The sequence below is a fragment of the Wenzhouxiangella sp. XN79A genome (assembly GCF_012272825.1).
GTDB lineage: Bacteria > Pseudomonadota > Gammaproteobacteria > Xanthomonadales > Wenzhouxiangellaceae.
Window position 1 is genome coordinate 1 of record NZ_JAAWWS010000134.1, and the last position, 15,827, is coordinate 15,827.

Annotated in this window: 11 protein-coding genes and 1 tRNA gene; 5 read left to right on the top strand and 7 right to left on the bottom strand. The window is 69.2% G+C overall.

What is annotated here, in order from left to right:
- Positions 1-522 precede the first annotated feature (522 nt).
- The 6 genes from folM to HFP89_RS03320 all read right to left on the bottom strand — a co-directional run bounded on the left by folM (position 523) and on the right by HFP89_RS03320 (position 8,610).
- Positions 523-1,224, bottom strand: a complete 702-nt coding sequence (gene folM / locus HFP89_RS03295) for a dihydromonapterin reductase (RefSeq protein ID WP_168716220.1) — start codon at positions 1,222-1,224, stop codon at positions 523-525.
- A complete protein-coding gene (folE, locus tag HFP89_RS03300) occupies positions 1,221-1,925 on the bottom strand; it encodes a GTP cyclohydrolase I FolE (RefSeq protein WP_168716221.1) in 705 nt (234 codons plus the stop codon). The genes folM and folE overlap by 4 nt, the downstream gene beginning before the upstream one ends.
- The gene (gene folX, locus HFP89_RS03305; RefSeq protein WP_168716222.1) at positions 1,922-2,323 is read right to left on the bottom strand and encodes a dihydroneopterin triphosphate 2'-epimerase; all 402 of its coding nucleotides are present in this window, start codon (positions 2,321-2,323) and stop codon (positions 1,922-1,924) included. Before folX ends, folE begins: the two co-directional genes overlap by 4 nt.
- A 381-nt stretch (positions 2,324-2,704) precedes the next feature.
- A complete protein-coding gene (locus tag HFP89_RS03310; protein WP_168716223.1) occupies positions 2,705-4,243 on the bottom strand; it encodes a leucyl aminopeptidase family protein in 1,539 nt (512 codons plus the stop codon).
- Between the two features lie 421 nt (positions 4,244-4,664).
- Positions 4,665-6,248, bottom strand: coding sequence for an EAL domain-containing protein (locus HFP89_RS03315; RefSeq protein WP_168716224.1), 1,584 nt, complete (start codon positions 6,246-6,248; stop codon positions 4,665-4,667).
- Positions 6,249-6,780: 532 nt separating this feature from the next.
- Complete coding sequence (locus tag HFP89_RS03320; protein WP_168716225.1) at positions 6,781-8,610, bottom strand: formylglycine-generating enzyme family protein; 1,830 nt, start codon at positions 8,608-8,610, stop codon at positions 6,781-6,783.
- A gap of 182 nt (positions 8,611-8,792) precedes the next feature.
- Between HFP89_RS03320 and HFP89_RS03325 the strand changes: the two genes are divergently transcribed.
- The 3 genes from HFP89_RS03325 (at position 8,793) to HFP89_RS03335 (ending at position 13,215) form a co-directional block, all read left to right on the top strand.
- Positions 8,793-9,890, top strand: a complete 1,098-nt coding sequence (locus HFP89_RS03325) for an HRDC domain-containing protein (RefSeq protein WP_168716226.1) — start codon at positions 8,793-8,795, stop codon at positions 9,888-9,890.
- 58 nt (positions 9,891-9,948) lie between these two features.
- Positions 9,949-10,024, top strand: a tRNA-Arg gene (locus tag HFP89_RS03330).
- Positions 10,025-10,062: 38 nt separating this feature from the next.
- A complete protein-coding gene (locus HFP89_RS03335) occupies positions 10,063-13,215 on the top strand; it encodes a reprolysin-like metallopeptidase (RefSeq protein ID WP_168716227.1) in 3,153 nt (1,050 codons plus the stop codon).
- A gap of 19 nt (positions 13,216-13,234) precedes the next feature.
- Here HFP89_RS03335 and HFP89_RS03340 read toward each other — a convergent pair whose 3' ends face one another.
- Entirely contained in the window at positions 13,235-13,777 is a 543-nt protein-coding gene (locus tag HFP89_RS03340) for an NADPH-dependent FMN reductase (RefSeq protein WP_206212205.1), read from the bottom strand.
- A gap of 207 nt (positions 13,778-13,984) precedes the next feature.
- Here HFP89_RS03340 and HFP89_RS03345 point away from each other — a divergent pair, with 207 nt between their 5' ends.
- Both HFP89_RS03345 and HFP89_RS03350 read left to right on the top strand, forming a co-directional pair.
- Positions 13,985-14,743, top strand: coding sequence for an IPTL-CTERM sorting domain-containing protein (locus HFP89_RS03345; RefSeq protein ID WP_168716228.1), 759 nt, complete (start codon positions 13,985-13,987; stop codon positions 14,741-14,743).
- A gap of 172 nt (positions 14,744-14,915) precedes the next feature.
- A complete protein-coding gene (locus tag HFP89_RS03350; protein ID WP_168716229.1) occupies positions 14,916-15,701 on the top strand; it encodes an enoyl-ACP reductase in 786 nt (261 codons plus the stop codon).
- Positions 15,702-15,827 lie beyond the last annotated feature (126 nt).

Below are 15,827 nucleotides of genomic sequence, written 5' to 3' on the forward strand. Positions count from 1 at the left end.
GGCGATCCCTCTTCCTGCCCGGGTTCGAAGGGCGATTGCGTCACGAGGTCCCGGGTTCGCCTTCGGCGCCCCGGGATGACGGAGTTGTGGAAGGGCGGCGCTGGTTCTCCTGTTGGAGGGCGCTTGCTCGCGAACCGGTCGGGCAGTTTCTCTTCCTGCCCCGGTTCGAAGGGCGATTGCGTCACGAGGTCCCGGGTTCGCCTTCGGCGCCCCGGGATGACGGAGGTGTGGAAGGGGCGGCGCTGGTTCTCCTGTTGGAGGGAGCTTGCTCGCGAACCGGTCGGGCGATCCCTCTTTCTGCCCGGGTTCGAAGGGCGATTGCGTCACGAGGTCCCGGGTTCGCCTTCGGCGCCCCGGGATGACGGAGTTGTGGAAGGGGCGGCGCTGATTCTCCTGTTGGAGGGCGCTTGCGCGCGAAGGGTTTGCGATCTGCCAACGAACCAAAGAACCAAACAACCAACCAACTTACCCTTCGCCCGCAAGCGGCCTCCAACAGGCCGCCGACCCCGGCCGCTGGCCCGATCAGACCAGGTGCCGCCCGCCGTCCATGTGGAGGATGCGGCCCGTGACGTAGTGGCTTTCCAGCAGGTAGTCGACCTGGTGCTGCATTTCGTCCAGGCCGCCTTCGCGCTGCATCAGGCTTTTCTTCAGGGTCTTCTCGCGGTAGGCCGCGTCGTCGTCTTCGTTGAACAGCACGAGTGCCGGCGCGATGCTGTTGACCTTCACTTCCGGCGCGAGCAGGGCGGCAAACGAAAGGGTCAGGTTGTCCTGGGCGGCCTTGCTGGCGGCGTAGGCGATGTGCTTCCTGCTGCCGCGGCCGGAGACGTAGTCCCCCAGGTGGATGATGTCCGATGGCGCACCGGCCTTGAGTCGATCGGCGAGACCGAGGTTGATCCGGTACGGCGCGGCCACGTGCACGGCCATCATGCGGCGCAGGATCTCATCAAGCGGAAGGTCCGCGCTGTCCGGCAGCCAGTCCGACGCGTTGTGGATGATCGCGCGCAGGCGATCGTGCTTTGCAGCCACGGCATCGATCAGCGCTTGCACCTGCGCTTCGTCGTAGAAGTCGCAGCGATGCAGTTCGACGCCGAGCTGCTCAAGCTCGTCGATGCTGTCGCGCCTCGTCCGGTAGGTGCCGATCACCGGCTGGCCACGACCGATGAAGGTGCGCGCCAGGTGCAGGCCAACGCGCTGGCCGACGCCGGTGATCAGGATCGGGTTCACGGGTTCAGGAATTCGGCCCGCGTATGGATGTTCTTCTCGAAGCACCCGCCCAGCGCGGTCGTGCTGGTGCGTGAATTCGAGTCCATCACGCCGCGGGATTTGACGCAGTAGTGGACGGCATCGATGCTGACCGCGACGTCCTGCGTCCCCAGCAGCGCCTGCAGGGCGACGAGGATCTGCCGCGTGAGCCGCTCCTGCACCTGCGGGCGCTTGGCGAAGAAGCGCACGAGACGATTGATCTTCGACAAGCCCAGGATCCGGTCCTTCGGGATGTAGGCGACCTTGGCGGTGCCGTCGATGGTCACGAAGTGATGCTCGCAGGTGCTGACCAGCTCGATGTCGCGCACCTTGACCATCTCGTTGACGCCCATCTTGTTCTCGATCAGCGAGAGCTTCGGGAATTCGCTGTAGTCCAGGCCGGAGAAGATTTCGCGCACGTACATCTTGGCGATGCGGTGCGGCGTCTCGGCAAGCGAGTCGTCGTTCAGATCGAGCCCGAGCGTTTCGACGACCTCGCGCATCAAGGATTCGATGCGCTGGTATTTTTCGTCGGCAGTCAACCCGTTGTCGATCATCGGCGTTTCGAGGCCGCGCTGCACCAGCGTGTCGCGCACGAGGCGGGCTTCGTCACTCAGAAGGGCTTCCTTCTCCGCCGCGGCGGGTTCGGCAAGGGCGGACAGGCGAATGGCTTCAGGGCTCATGATGCTTTCTCCAACAGGCGCGGCAGGGCAGCGTGCTGCGCATGATAGTCCAGGGTCAGCGAAACGGAATCGGCAAAGCGCAGTGCGTGGGGCTTCTCGATCGTGACCGACGCGCGCTGAACGCTCTTGTCCTTGCTGCAGATCGCCAGCACGTCGCCGACCAGCTTCTCGAGCAGCAGGAACTGCCCCTCTTCCACGTGCTCGATGATGGCCTTGGTGATCGTCTTGTAGTTCAGCGCATCCTCGACGCGGTCTTCGAACACGCCGTCGGCCAGCGTGTAGGCGATTTCGGCGTTGATGACGATGTCCTGCTTCTTGACCCGCTCGTCGGCATTGAAGCCGATCAGCGTGCGCAGGCGCAGGTTGTGGATGCGGATCGTTGCCAGGTTCTTGGTCATGGTTCTCTTCCCAGTCCGGGCCACCCTCTGGCACCGAGCGCGAAATCCTAGGGCGTGCGCCAGGTGCAGGATGTGAAGACCGTTCTGGTGCGTTTGAAGCGGCGGCGCAGTTGCCGGCTCCTGCGCAACGGCCGGATGTCCGGAAGCAGTCACCCGACCCGGCGGAAACCCGATGCCGACCAGGCAGACCATCGAGCCGATCGCGGCCGGTGTCGGTTCACGACGACCCAGCCTCGTCGGCAGCGACCATTCGTCGTTGGAGGAGCGACCAGCCGGAGGAATTCCCGCGCCGTCGGAGAACCGGAAGCGGGGGGCGCCCCGGATGGCCGAGAACGCCCCGTCGAACGAAATTCCGGAGGACGAGGACAGCCCCACCCGGGGTCACTGTGCCTGGTCCGCCTCGCGCCGAAGCAACTCGTCCATGAACCGAACGCCCCAGCCCGCGTGGCCGACCGGCGCGGTCGGCGTCGCCTCGTCGCGCCAGTCGACGCCGGCGATGTCCAGGTGGACCCACGGCAGGTCCTCGGCGACGTTGATTCCGATCACGGCCGCGCCGATCGAAGCGCCGGGGGATCCGCCGGTGTTCTTGATGTCGGCGATCAGGCTCTCGATCTGGGTGAAGTGGTTCGGGTGCAGCGGCAGCGGCCAGACGTCCTCGCCGGACGCTTCGCCGACCTCCATCATCTCGAGGCTCAGCGGCAGGTCGCGGGTGATCACGGCGGCGTATTCGGCACCGGTGGCGCGCGCGGCGGACCCGGTCAGCGTCGCGATGTTCAGCAGCATGCGCGGCTCGAATTCCTGCTGCGCGTAGTAGACCGCGTCGACCAGCAGCAGGCGGCCTTCGGCGTCGGTGCTCATGATCTCGACGGTCTTGCCGGACATGGTGGTCAGCACGTCGCCGGGGCGGATCGCGTCCTGCGACGGCATGTTCTCGGCCAGCGGCATGACACCGACCACGTGCACGTTTTCTTCCCGCTTGGCCGCGGCGAGCACCGCGCCGGCCACGGCCGCGGCCCCGGACAGGTCGGACTTCATGTACCACATGTTCTCGTTCGGCTTGATCGAGATGCCGCCGGTGTCGAAGGTGATGCCCTTGCCGGCCAGCGCGATCGGCGCGTCGTCCGACCCGCGATACTGGACGACCAGCAGGCGCGGATCGTGGATCGACCCCTGGCCGACGCCCATCAGGGCGCCCATGCCGCGGGCCCGGATGTCGTCGGCGTCGAGCACCGTGATGGTGACGTCGTCGACGTCTTCGAAGGCGGCCTGCACGTGCTCGACGAAGCGCTGCGGCCAGAGGGTGTTGCCGGGCTCGCTGCCCAGGTTGCGAGCCAGCGTGATGCCTTCTGCCAGGTGGCCGAGATCGGTTTCGAACGCGCGCTGGTCGGCCCGACCGGACCCGACCAGGACAACTTCGCCGTCGTCCCGGATGTCGTCCACGGTCTTGTAGGTGGTGAACCGATAGTCGCCCAGGGCATAGCCCAGGGCCAGGTGGGCGCCGGCGGCATCCACGGCCGCGTCCAGAGCGTCGAACACGATCGCCAGGCCGTCTTCATCATCCGCCGCCATCGCCGCATGACCGCCGAGGTCATGGAGATCGCGCGTGCCGAGCGCCTCGTCACCGGCACCGATGACGACGACCTGACGGAACGGTGCCACGGCGGGCAGAGTCAGCGTTTCGCCGAACTCGCCGGAAAATTCCATCACCTCGATCGCACCCGACAGGCGGCCGCCCGTGGCCTCGTCCAGTTCCCGGCCCAGGTCACCGAGCCCGCCGCCGGCCGTCACGTAGACAACGACATCGCCGTCATCGGGCAGCTCATCGGTGTTGAAGGAGAAGTCCGGCATGGCAGCAGCAGCGCCCGAAAGCGCCAGGGTGCCGGCCAGAAATCCGGCGTTGAAAAGACGGGATGGAGTCATTCTGGAATCCTCTGAGGTTTCATGTTGCCGAACGCATCGATCAGGGTAGATGCGTTCCAAGACCGACATCGTACAAGCCACCGCGTCATTCTTCAGAGCAGATTCGATCGGGAGATCGGCCCGAATTGACGCATGAATGGTCGATCGGTGGGCGCGACGAGCCCGAGCGACGGTCCCGACGCTCCGGACAAGGTCCCGCACGCCCACTCCGTCAGGACCGGGTCTGTTCGAGTCCAGCGAGTTCGTCGATGCCGCTGCGCTGCCGGCGAACGATGGAGACCGGGCGCTGCCGCCTCGTCTCGCGAGCCTGTTCGTCCGCCGCTGCAGGCAACGGCGGTGTCTCCGTGGTACGGGTCAAGACTCGGGCAAGGGCGTCAGGCCGCCGCGCGAACGGATCCGGGTGCGGATCGTCGAGAAGGACTCAGGCCCCTTTCCCGGCATCCTCGTCCGGCTCGTCGCCCGACAGCGCGGCCTCGAAGGCCTTGAGCGAATCGGCCGACATCGGGCGGGCGAACAGGAAGCCCTGCCAGGTGACCTCGCCCAGGCGTGCCGCGGCCTGGCGCTGGCGCTCGGTCTCGATGCCTTCGAGCACGACTTCGAGGTTCAGCTGCTCGGCCATCTGCACCATGCTGGCAACCAGCACGGCTTTCGGCGAGTCCGTACCGAGGCTGGACACGAAGGTGCGCGAGATCTTGACCCCGTGCAGCGGCAGTTCGTGCAGGTAGGCCAGGCTGCTGTAGCCTTCGCCGAAATCGTCGACGTGGACGCTGTAGCCGCGTTCGACCAGGCGTTCGATCGGCCCGTGCATGCCGACCAGGCTGCGCTCGGTGATCTCGAGCACCACCTGGCCGGGCGCAACGCCGGTCGGGATCAGGTGGCGCTCCAGCGCTTCGCCGAGATCGCCGCCTTCCAGGTCCTGGGCCGAGATGTTGATCGCGACGCTGACCTCGGGACGCGCGGCCAGCCAGCGGCCGAGATCCCCGGCGACGTTCTCGATCATCCGCCGGGTCAGGCGCCGGGCCAGCCCGCCGTTCTCGGCGGCCGAAACAAAGGCCTCCGGCGGACGCAGGAAGGCCGGGCCCCGGGGCCAGCGGGCCAGCGTCTCGATACCGACCAGCCGACCGCTGTTGGCCTCGAAGATCGGTTGATAGCGCGCCTTGATCGCCCCGGAGGCCAGCGCGCGCCGGATCCGCATCGACGGCGTGCAGTAACCGAGTGTTGCCAGCTGGATCAGCAGGACCACCGACAGGCCGGCCACGGCGCCGAGCACCACGAAGCTCAGGCGGCCGCTCGAAACCGGCCCGTCCGCGCGCGCCGGCGAGGTCAGGCCGCGCAGGCACAAGCCGTCGGTCGAACTGCATCGCACACCCACCAGCAGGTCCGAACCCGGTGCGGTCACGGGTACGTTTCCGGGCGCTCCGTACAGCGCGAACCAGTCGGTCCGTGCGATATCGGAAATCTGCAGCGCATCCAGCCACGGCGAACTGCTCAAGCCTTCGACCAGGACCGGATCGACCAGCGCGTTCATGTGCTCGAGCTGCAGCACCATGGTCGGCCGATTCAGCGACAGCCGCACGCTGCGGTAGGCGTAGAGTTCGATGCCGTCGGCCAGGATCAGATCGGGTGCGCTGCTGCTGACCGGGTCGTCGATCACGCCCAGCGTGGTCGAGCAGAACAGCGTTCGATCGCGGACGATGCCGATGTCGCGCAGGAAATCGAGCCCGAACAGCTGGCGACGCATGCGCTCCAGCTGCGCGGTCGAGCAATCGATGTCACCGGAAGATGGGATCTCGGCGGCCAGGGCGCGGAATTCGTCGAGGATCTGTTCGATGCGGGCCAGCGCCGCGCCGGTGGCGCGCTCGAGGTTGGCCTCCAGCTCGACCCGCTGCTGATGCTCGGTCCAGGCCGCGGCGGCCAGCGCGCCGGCGGCCATCAGGGTCACCACCAGCAGCCACGCGGTCGGACCGCGCAGCCGTCCCGAAGGATCGACGCCGATCAGCCGCACGTCCCTTCGGCCCTTCCGGGCGGCGATGCGCAGGTCGAGGATTCGCTTCGCGCCGTCTCTCGCGCACCCGGGCAGGGACGCTGCACGCTCGTTGGAGGCGGACAGGGTTTGCCTGGACGGCCCGGCTTGCAGGCAACGGCAGCGCCCTTCGTCAGGAAACGGAATGTCGTCGATGAATGCAGTTCGGCGGCCGCTTCGAGGACACGACACGGGCCGGGCGAACGAGGAGCGCGTGCGACCACCCGCCCCATCGGACGACGAAGGGTGCGGCCTTGGCGGTGCGGCTCCGCGTGGCCCACGAGCGGCATGCTGTCCACGTTGTCTCCCTTGCGCCGAGCCGTTGCCCTCCCCGGCCCGGCCCGAACGAACCATCGGACATCAGTATGCGACGAACGGCCGCTCGATGCCAATGGTCTCCGCAATGGTATTCGCGACGGTTTCCGCCACGGTGGTCATTCGATCCCGGTCACGCTCGCCGCGGCCCGCTGCGTCAACGGGTCGCGCCGGGCGCGACCCGCCGCATCGGGTGCGCTCAGAGGTCGCGTGCCACCCGGAATCCGACGCGCGCGTCGGTGCTGTCGTTGCGGCTCGACAAGCGGAATGCCGACCGGCTCATCGACGGCGTCGACGACCACGACGCGCCCCGGAGCATGCGGCGCTCGCAGCCCGGGTTGACCCAGGCACTGCCATCGTCCGGCGCCCGGACATAGCTGTCGTGCCAGCAGTCCTCGAGCCACTCCATCACGTTGCCGCCCATGTCGTACAGGCCGAACGGGTTGGTCTGCAGGCTGCCGACCGGGGCCGGACCCCAGAAGCCGTCGTTGTAACGATCGAAGGCCACGGTCCACGAGCGTGAATCGGTGAACTGATCGCCGTCTCCGGTGACGTTCTCGACCGGCTCGTCGGGACTGCCTTCGCCCCACCAGTACGGGGTCTGGCTGCCGGCGCGCAGTGCATATTCGAACTCGGCCTCCGACGGCAGCCGGTACGGCCGGCCGGTGCGTCGGGCCAGCCACAGCGCATAGGCGTTGGCGTCGTTCCACGACACGTGGACCACCGGCAGGTTCTCCTCGGCGTCCTCGCCGAGGTAGTCCATCCGCCAGGTCACGCCGCGCTGCTCGTCGACCCGGCCGCTACCGGACCGGTAGACCCTGGAGCTGCGCGCGCGCTCGGCGTCGGTGACATAGCCGGTTTCCTCGATGAAACGGGCGAACTGGCCGACCGTGACCTCGGTCTGCGCCATCGCGAAACCGTTCTCGAAGCGGACCCGGAACTGCGGCCCCTCGTTGCCGACCCGGTTGTCCTCGTCTTCCGGCGAACCCATGATGAAGCTGCCCGAGGGCACCACCACCATCACCGGTCCGAAGCCGTCTCCGTCACCGAGACCGTCCTGGAAGACCTGGCCGGGCTCGAAGCCGCCGTAGCGGATGGCGTCGTCGAGAAGGGTTCGCAGCGACTCCACGTCGTCGGCCGGCGCGCCGAGCGCGACCAGCTGGTTGATCTGTTGTTCGGCCTGCTCGTAGGCCTCTTCGTCGATCGAGGCGCGGATCTCGGCGGCCAGTGCACGCATCTGGTCGGCGCGAGCCGCCGTCAGGTCGTTCTCCAGTGCATCGATCCGGTCGGCGTCGGCGTCGCGCTCGGCCGCGGCGGCCAGCAGTTCGTCGGCGCGCTCGAAATCGTTGTCGGCAATCCGCTGCTCGGCCGCATCGAGCAGCGCGCTGCGCACCGCGTCCTGGCCGGCCAGCGCAGCGGCGTTGTCGCTCTCGATCGCCAGTGCGCGACCGTACAGCGTCCAGGCGGCGCCGTCCTCCGGCTCGATCAGGTTGCCGTCCTGGAGCGCCGTATCGGCCTGGGCGAGCAGGCGGGCCAGGCTATCGGCCCGCTCCCGCGCGGCCGCGACCCGGCCGATGATCGCGCGATCCGCGTCCAGTTCGGCAAGCACGTTGGCCAGGCGCCCGGCCAGCGCCAGGTTGCCGGCCGCCAGCGCCGTGCCGGCCTGCTCCTCGACGTCATCGAGCAGGGCCTGGAGTTCGGCGGCGATGTCGGGGTCGTCCGGCACGAAGGCACGCCGGGTCAGCAGGTTCTGGAGCTGCGCGTCCTGCTCCGGGTCCGGCAGCGAGACCTGGGGCTGTTCTTCGACCGGTACCGCCGGGGTCTCGATCGCCGGAATGTCCATCGACCATTCCTGTGTCCCCTCGCCGATCACGTCGCCCAGCCGGCGAACGCGTCGTTCTTCGTCTTCGGTGGCCGGCTCCGCCGCGGCGGTCCCGGCCTGTGCGTCGTCCTGTTCTTCCTGCGACCATGCGCTACCATGCATCGCGAACAGCACGACCAGTCCCATCAAGGCGATCCAACGTTTCATCAGAGATATTCCCGCTACGAGTGATTGATTCGATGTCGGGCGCCGCTTCTGTACGACGACGTCCAAGGCGACATCTGCACGTTCGTCTGCCCTTTGCGACATAAACATAGCGCAACTGGTCATACGCCACAAGGACCGCTGCATCACTCGTCCGCTCCCCGCACTGTGCCCGAGATCACACAATGACGACCGACGCCTTCCACGATGCCCCCCGCCAGCGGGTCGACGATCCGGCCGGCCTGGCCGAGTTCCTGGCCGCGATCGACCGGGCCACCGAGCTCGGCATCGATACCGAGTTCGTCCGCGAACGCACCTTCCATCCGCAGCCCGGACTGATCCAGGTCAGCGACGGTCGGCGCGTCTGGCTGCTCGATCCGCTCGCCCTGGGCGACCACGACGGCTTCCGCGCGGGACTGGCCGACTGGATGGCCGATCCGGCGCGGATCAAGATCCTGCACAGTGTCGGCGAGGACTTCGAGGTCATCGACCGGGTCTGCGGCGCGATCCCCGATCCGCTGTTCGACACCCAGGTCGCCGCGGCGCTGATCGGCAAGCCGCTGCAGCTGAAATACGAGACGCTGGCCGAGGAACTGCTCGGCGTGGTCTTTCCCGGCGGCCTGGCGCGCAACAACTGGCTGCGTCGTCCGCTGCCCGACGCCTGGCTGGACTACGCCGCGCATGACGTGATCGCGCTGCCGGCGCTGAAAGCCGAGCTCACCGAGCGGCTGGTCGCGGCCGACCGGCTGGCCTGGCACGCCGAGGACTGCGCCCGCCGCGTCGCCCAGGCCCGGACGCCGGTCGACCCGGTACTCCGGATCCGCGGCGCCGAACGCCTCGACGACGAGGCGCTGGCCCGGCTGGTCACGCTGGCCCACTGGCGCGATCGCCAGGCCCGCGAACGCGATCTGCCGCGGACCTTCATTGCCGCCGATCCGGCGCTGCTGGAGATCGCCCGGCGCAATCCCGCCACGGCCGACGAGCTGCGCGGAATCGACGCGCTCAAACCCGGCGCCGCGCGGCGCTTCGGCGACGAGCTGGTGGCCTGCTGCGGTCGCCCGGCCGACGACTGGACGCGACCGGCCGCGCTGCTGCCGCTGGACCGCGAGGGCCGCGACGAGGTCAAGCGCCTGCAGGGCGTGGTGCGCGAACGCGCCGAGGCGCTGGGGGTGGATCCGGCACTGCTGGCCAGCAAGCGCGAACTGGAGCGGATCGTCCGCGGCGAGCGACCGGAATGGCTCGACGGCTGGCGTGGCGAGCAGCTCGGCGAACTGACCGGCTGAACCGCTGGCCGGGCTCGCCGCGCCGGTGCCGCGGGCTCTGGTACTCTTCGGCCTCGGGGCCCCGGTAGCTCAGCGGATAGAGCAGCCGCCTCCTAAGCGGCAGGTCGCAGGTTCGACTCCTGCCCGGGGCACCATTCCCGTTGCGCCAACCCCTGGCTCCGGAGATGCGCCGATGTCCGACCGACCGATCCCCTGCTGCCCTGCCCTGGCTGCGCCGGCTCGAGCGATCCTCTCGCTGCTGCCGCTCGCGGCCCTGCTGCTTCTCGCCGGCCGTGCCTGGGCCGATCCGCCGCTGTGGACGCTGGCCGAGGACAAGTCGCGCCCGAGCGCTGCATCGTCCGTGGCCGGGCTGCCCGAGGCCGCCCGGGTGCCGGTGCGGATCGACGCGGTCGGCCTGGCCGCGGGCAAGGCGGTGGCGCTGCCGTTCCCGGACGGCCGGACCGTGACGGCAACCGCCGGCGACCCGGTCCGCCACGCCAACGGAGACCTCACGCTGCGGCTTCGCACGATGACCAAGGGCAGCGTCGCGATCGACGGCGTACTGACCCGCGGCCGCAGCGGACTGTTCGGCCGGCTGCGGCTCGACGGCCGACTGTGGCTGGTCCACAGCGAGGCCGGCGGCAGCTGGCTGATCGATGCCGGCCACCCGGCCGTCGAGGTCGATGCGTTCGGCCACGATGCGCTGCATCCCGATGCGCTGGGCCGCGCGGCCGCCCCGGACCGCCCGCGATCGCCTGCGCCGGCGCCCAAGGACGGCGCGGCCAGCATCATCGACGTGATGTTCATCTACCCGGCCTCGATGCAGCAGCGCTATCCGGGCGACCTGCTGGACACCCGCCTGAACCACCTGGTCGCGATCGCCAACCAGGCGCTGGCCGACTCGGCGATTCCGGCGGTCGTCCGCCTGGTCCTGCGCCGCCCGACCGGCCTGCTGCCGACCGAGGACAACCGCGAAATGATCGGGCTGCTGGCCGACGCGCTGGCCGGCGACTTCGTGCCCGGGCTGGAGAACCTGGCCAGCATCCGCGACCAGTTCGCCGCCGATCTCGTGGTGCTGACCTGGCCCCACGACATCGAGACGCGCGGCTCCTGCGGGATCGCGTTCTTCCCGTTTCCGGCCGACGACCCCGACCCGGATTTCGGCGTCCAGATCACCAACGACGGGGTCAGCAACTGGTCGATCTGTTCCGACGCGGTATTCACCCATGAACTCGGCCACAATCTGAACGCCCGCCACCAGCAGAACGCCTCGGACGACCCCGACAACGCCAATTACGCCTTCGTGCAGCTGGATCGCTTCCACACCGTGATGGGCTCGTTCGGGACCGGCGACGTGAACCGCTTCCTGCGCCTGGACCGATTCTCCAACCCGGACACGACCTGCGGCGGCGGACCGTGCGGCTCGACCCTGGCCGGTGATGCGGCCGACAACGCGGCCGAAATGCGGCGCCAGCTGGTCCGCATCGCGGCCTATCGCGGCGGCCCGCCGGACAGCACGAGCGCACCGGCGCCCTCCGACCCGGACAGCGACGGCGACGGCGTGCCGGATTCCACCGATGCCTGGCCGTTCGACCCCGCCGACGGCGAAATCCCGGCACCGCCGCCCCCGCCGACCTTCACCGACCGTGCGATCCGGACGCCCGGTGATCTCGAGGACCATGAACTGCTGGTCGTCGACAGCGAACGCGACGCCGTGCTGGCCTGGAACCTCGACGGCAGCTTTCGCGGCGAGGCCGCCCGCCCCGAGCCGGTCGACGCGCTGCCGGTGCTGACCGAGTTCAGCGACCTGGCCGTCGACGGCCGCGGCCTGGTCTGGCTGCTCGCTTCGGCCGACGTGCGGCGCTACGATCGGGCCACCGGCGACCTGGTCGACGTGTTCCTCGACTCGGCCCGGCCCGAGCCCTTCGAACTGCGCAGCGCGTTTCCGCGCGCGCTGGGCTTCGATCCCGACGGCGGCGTGGTGGTGCTCGGCGACGACGCGATCGAACGCTTCGACGCCCAGGGCAACCGGCGCGCGCCGATCGTGACCGGCGACCCGGCCGACCCGGCCGACTGGAACACCCGGGTCGAACTGCCGCTGCGGGCCTTCGCCTTCGGGCCCGACGGCGATTTCTACCTGGCCGAGGGTTCGGCCGGGCGCATCCTGGTGTTCGACGGCGACAGCGGCGAGCGCAAGCCCAACCTGGCCTTCGGCGGCCAGTTGCGGAACCCGCGCGATCTCGCCTTCGGTCCCGACGGCCGGCTCTACGTCGCCGACGACATCCGCGTGGTGCGGTACTCGACCGACGCGCCGGGCCAGCCCGAGACCTTCATCCCGACCGGCCGCGGCGGCCTGGCCAGTGCCCGTGCCCTGGCCTTCGGGCCCGACGGCATGCTGTACGTGGTCGACCGGGCGCGCGGCGGCGTGCTGCGCTTCGACGCCTCGACCGGCGCCTTCGTCGACGAGGCGATCCCGGTCGGCGCCCTGGAGAGCCCGCAATCCATCGCGATCGCACCGAAGCTCAACGCGGTTCGGCCCGGCCACTCCGGTCACTGGTTCGCCGCCGACCGCTCGGGCGAGGGCTGGCTGGTCGAGGTGCTGCCGAACGGCCGCGCAGCCGTGCTCTGGTTCACCTACCCGGCGGCCGGCGAGAGCGACGAGCAGCTGTGGCTGACCGGGGCCGGCACCATCGAGGACGATGCGATCGTGATTCCGGACATGCTGCACGTGCGCGGTCCGCGCTTCGGCCCCGGCTTCGATCCGGCCGACCGCGAGCTGGCGCGCTGGGGCGAACTGACCCTGACCTTCACGGACTGCCGGACCGGCACCGCCGAGTGGTCGGCCGAGGGGGCGGGCGATGACGCCTACGGCAGCGGCAGCCGGTCGATGACCCGCCTGGCCGGCATCGCCGGCCTGCCCTGCGAACGCGCACCGCTGACCGCCGCGCCCGAGCGTCCTGGCGTCAGCGGCCAGTGGTACGACCCGGCCCAGGACGGCCAGGGCTGGCTGCTGCAGGAAGTCCGGCCGAACGAACTGTTCATGGCCTGGTTCACCTACGACGACCGGGGTCGGCCGGCGTGGATCGTCGGATCGGGCGTCCTGAGCGATGGTGTCGCCACGTTCGAAGACGTGCTGATCACCCGGGGCACCCGGTTCGGCGCCGACTTCGACCCCGCCGAGGTCGAGCGGATCGCGTGGGGGTCGGCGGTGATGCGCTTCGACGGCTGCGCCGAGGCCCGGATCGAGTGGACCACCGAGCGCTCCGGCTTCGTCGACGGTGCACTGGCACCGGTCCGACTGACCCGGCTCGACGAGCTGGACTGCGCCGACGCCGACGGGCCCTGAGCCCGGGTCGGGCCGCCGATCAGCCGCGTTCGGCGAACTCGGCGAATCCGCGCAACCAGCGGTCGATCTGGCGCGCCGTGCGGTCCTCGGGCCCGGCCTCGCCGAGCGCATCGCCGGCCTGCGAGATCCGCAGGTGGTCGGGAAACAGCGCCACCTTCAGCTGGCGCAAGGTGACCAGGCTGCCGGCCTGGGCCAGCGTGGTGCCGAGCCCGCCGGGCGTGGCACCGCACAGGGCGGTCGGGCGGTTCGCGAAGGTCGGTCCCATGACCTCGGGCGGCCGGGTCAGCCAGTCCAGCGCGTTCTTGAACACGCCCGGCATCCCGCCGTTGTACTCGGGCGTGGCCAGAATCAGGCCGTCGGCATCGCAAATCCGCTGCCTCAGCGCCTCCACTGCCTCGGGCACGCCGTCGCGCTCCTCGAGATCGCCGTCATAGAGCGGGATGCCGTGCAGCGTGGCACAGGCCACGGTCACGCCTTCGGGTGCACGGGCGGCCAGGGTCCGGGTCAGGCGGGTGTTGAACGAGTCGCGGCGCAAGCTGCCGCTGACGGCAATCCACTTCATGATGACGGTCCTCGAGTCGATGAGCCGAGCAGAAAACGCCCGGGAACGTCCATCATCGCACGAGCAACGGAAGGCGCCGCAAATCCTGCGATCGACAGTTCTTGCAGTTCGATGCCGGTTGACGTATTCTCGGAGGTTAGGCATGTTCGTGCCTTGATGACGCCCCGTAATCCGACCCCAAAGTTCAAAAAGGGAGTGACACCCAAGATGAATCTCAAGAAGAATGCAACCCTGCTGGCTGCAGCCGCTGCGCTCACGTTCGCCGCTGGCGCGAGCTGGGCCCAGGACGCCGGCAACCCGGCCGTCAAGGGCGGCAACGCACTGCTGTCCAGCGGTGCGGCCTCGATCAACGCCGGTGACGTGATCACCTCCGCCCCGCGCGGCATCGCCCCGGGCTGCTTCAGCTTCGACGGCATCGACAGCTGGGACGGCCTCGACGACGCCGACAACATCGTGGTCGATCTCGACATCGGCGCCGGCAACGCGCTGACCGGCGTGGGCTGGGACATCGGCATCGCCACCGTCGGCGCCAGCTGGCTGAGCGAAGCCACCATCCAGCATTCCGACTCGACCGGCTCGTCCGACCCGAACGCGATCAATCTGCGCGTGGGTGTCGGCAGCGACGCACCGGGCGATCAGGACTTCACCTCCGCCGGCGCCATCGTCGTGTTTGCCGACAACGCGCTGCCGGACATCGTCGCCGGCCCCGACGGCATCCTGCGCCTTCAGATCTTCGAAGGCTTCGACGACAACCCCGATGCGGTCGACGCCAACATGCGCAACGCCGCGATGCCGGCGCTGTGCCCGGGCCTGGCCCTGCAGTGCAGCGACCAGGCGGCCTGCAACGCCGCGGTCGGCGGTCTGCCGGAAAGCCAGCCGGTTCCGGTCAACAGCCCCTGGGCACTGGCGCTGATGATGCTGGTGCTGGCCGGTCTGGGCATCGTGGCCGTGCGCCGCTTCGCCTGAAGTACCGTGTAATCGTCGGTCCTGCGTGACCGATCGAACGAGGGCGGCCCCGGGCCGCCCTCTTTCGTTCCAGCCTTCCCCGGGCCCTCCTTGCCGGCGTGCCCGCAGTGGACCGGCCGCCGCCGGTTGCGGGTACACTTTCCGCGTGTCGAACTCACGAGGAACGTCCGTCATGGGCATGCTGGAAGGCAAGAAAGCGCTGATCGTCGGTGTTGCGAGCCCGCGCTCGATCGCCTGGGGGATCGCGGAGGCCATGCACCGCGAAGGCGCCGAACTGGCGTTCACCTACCAGAACGAAAAACTGAAGAGCCGCGTCGAGAAGATTGCCGAGCAGACCGGCTCGTCGCTGACGATGCCGCTGGACGTGGCCGACGACGATCAGATCGATGCCGTGTTCGACACGTTGAAGAACGAATGGGGCGCGCTGGACATCATCGTCCACGCCGTCGGCTTCGCACCGCGCGACCAGATCGAGGGCGAGTTCGCCGACGTGGTCAGCCGCGAAGGCTTCCGCATCGCCCACGACATCTCCAGCTACTCCTTCGCGGCCCTGGCCCGCGCCGGGCGGCCGCTGATGGAGGGCCGCAACGGCGCGATGCTGACGCTGAGCTACCTCGGCGCGGTCCGCGCCATGCCGAGCTACAACGTCATGGGCCTGGCCAAGGCGTCGCTGGAAGCCGGCGTTCGCTACCTGGCCCACGGCCTCGGCCCGCACGGCATCCGCGTCAACGGCATCTCCGCCGGCCCGATCAAGACCCTGGCCGCGGCCGGCATCTCGAAGTTCCGGGCCATGCTCGAACACGTCGAGACCACCGCCCCGCTGCGCCGCTCGGTGACCATCGAGGACGTCGGCAACACCGCCGCCTTCCTGTGCTCCGACCTGGCCGGCGGCATCACCGGCGAAATCACCTACGTCGACGCCGGCTACAACATCGTCGGCATGGCCGGCCTCGACTGACGCCGCGCTGGGCCCGGCGTCGCGCTCGATTCGTTTTCGACCGCAGATGAACGCGGATGAACATCGGGAATCCCCGCCGCCCAGGCGCTGAGCGAACCGACTCGGTCAGGAATGCCCGGCCCCGGC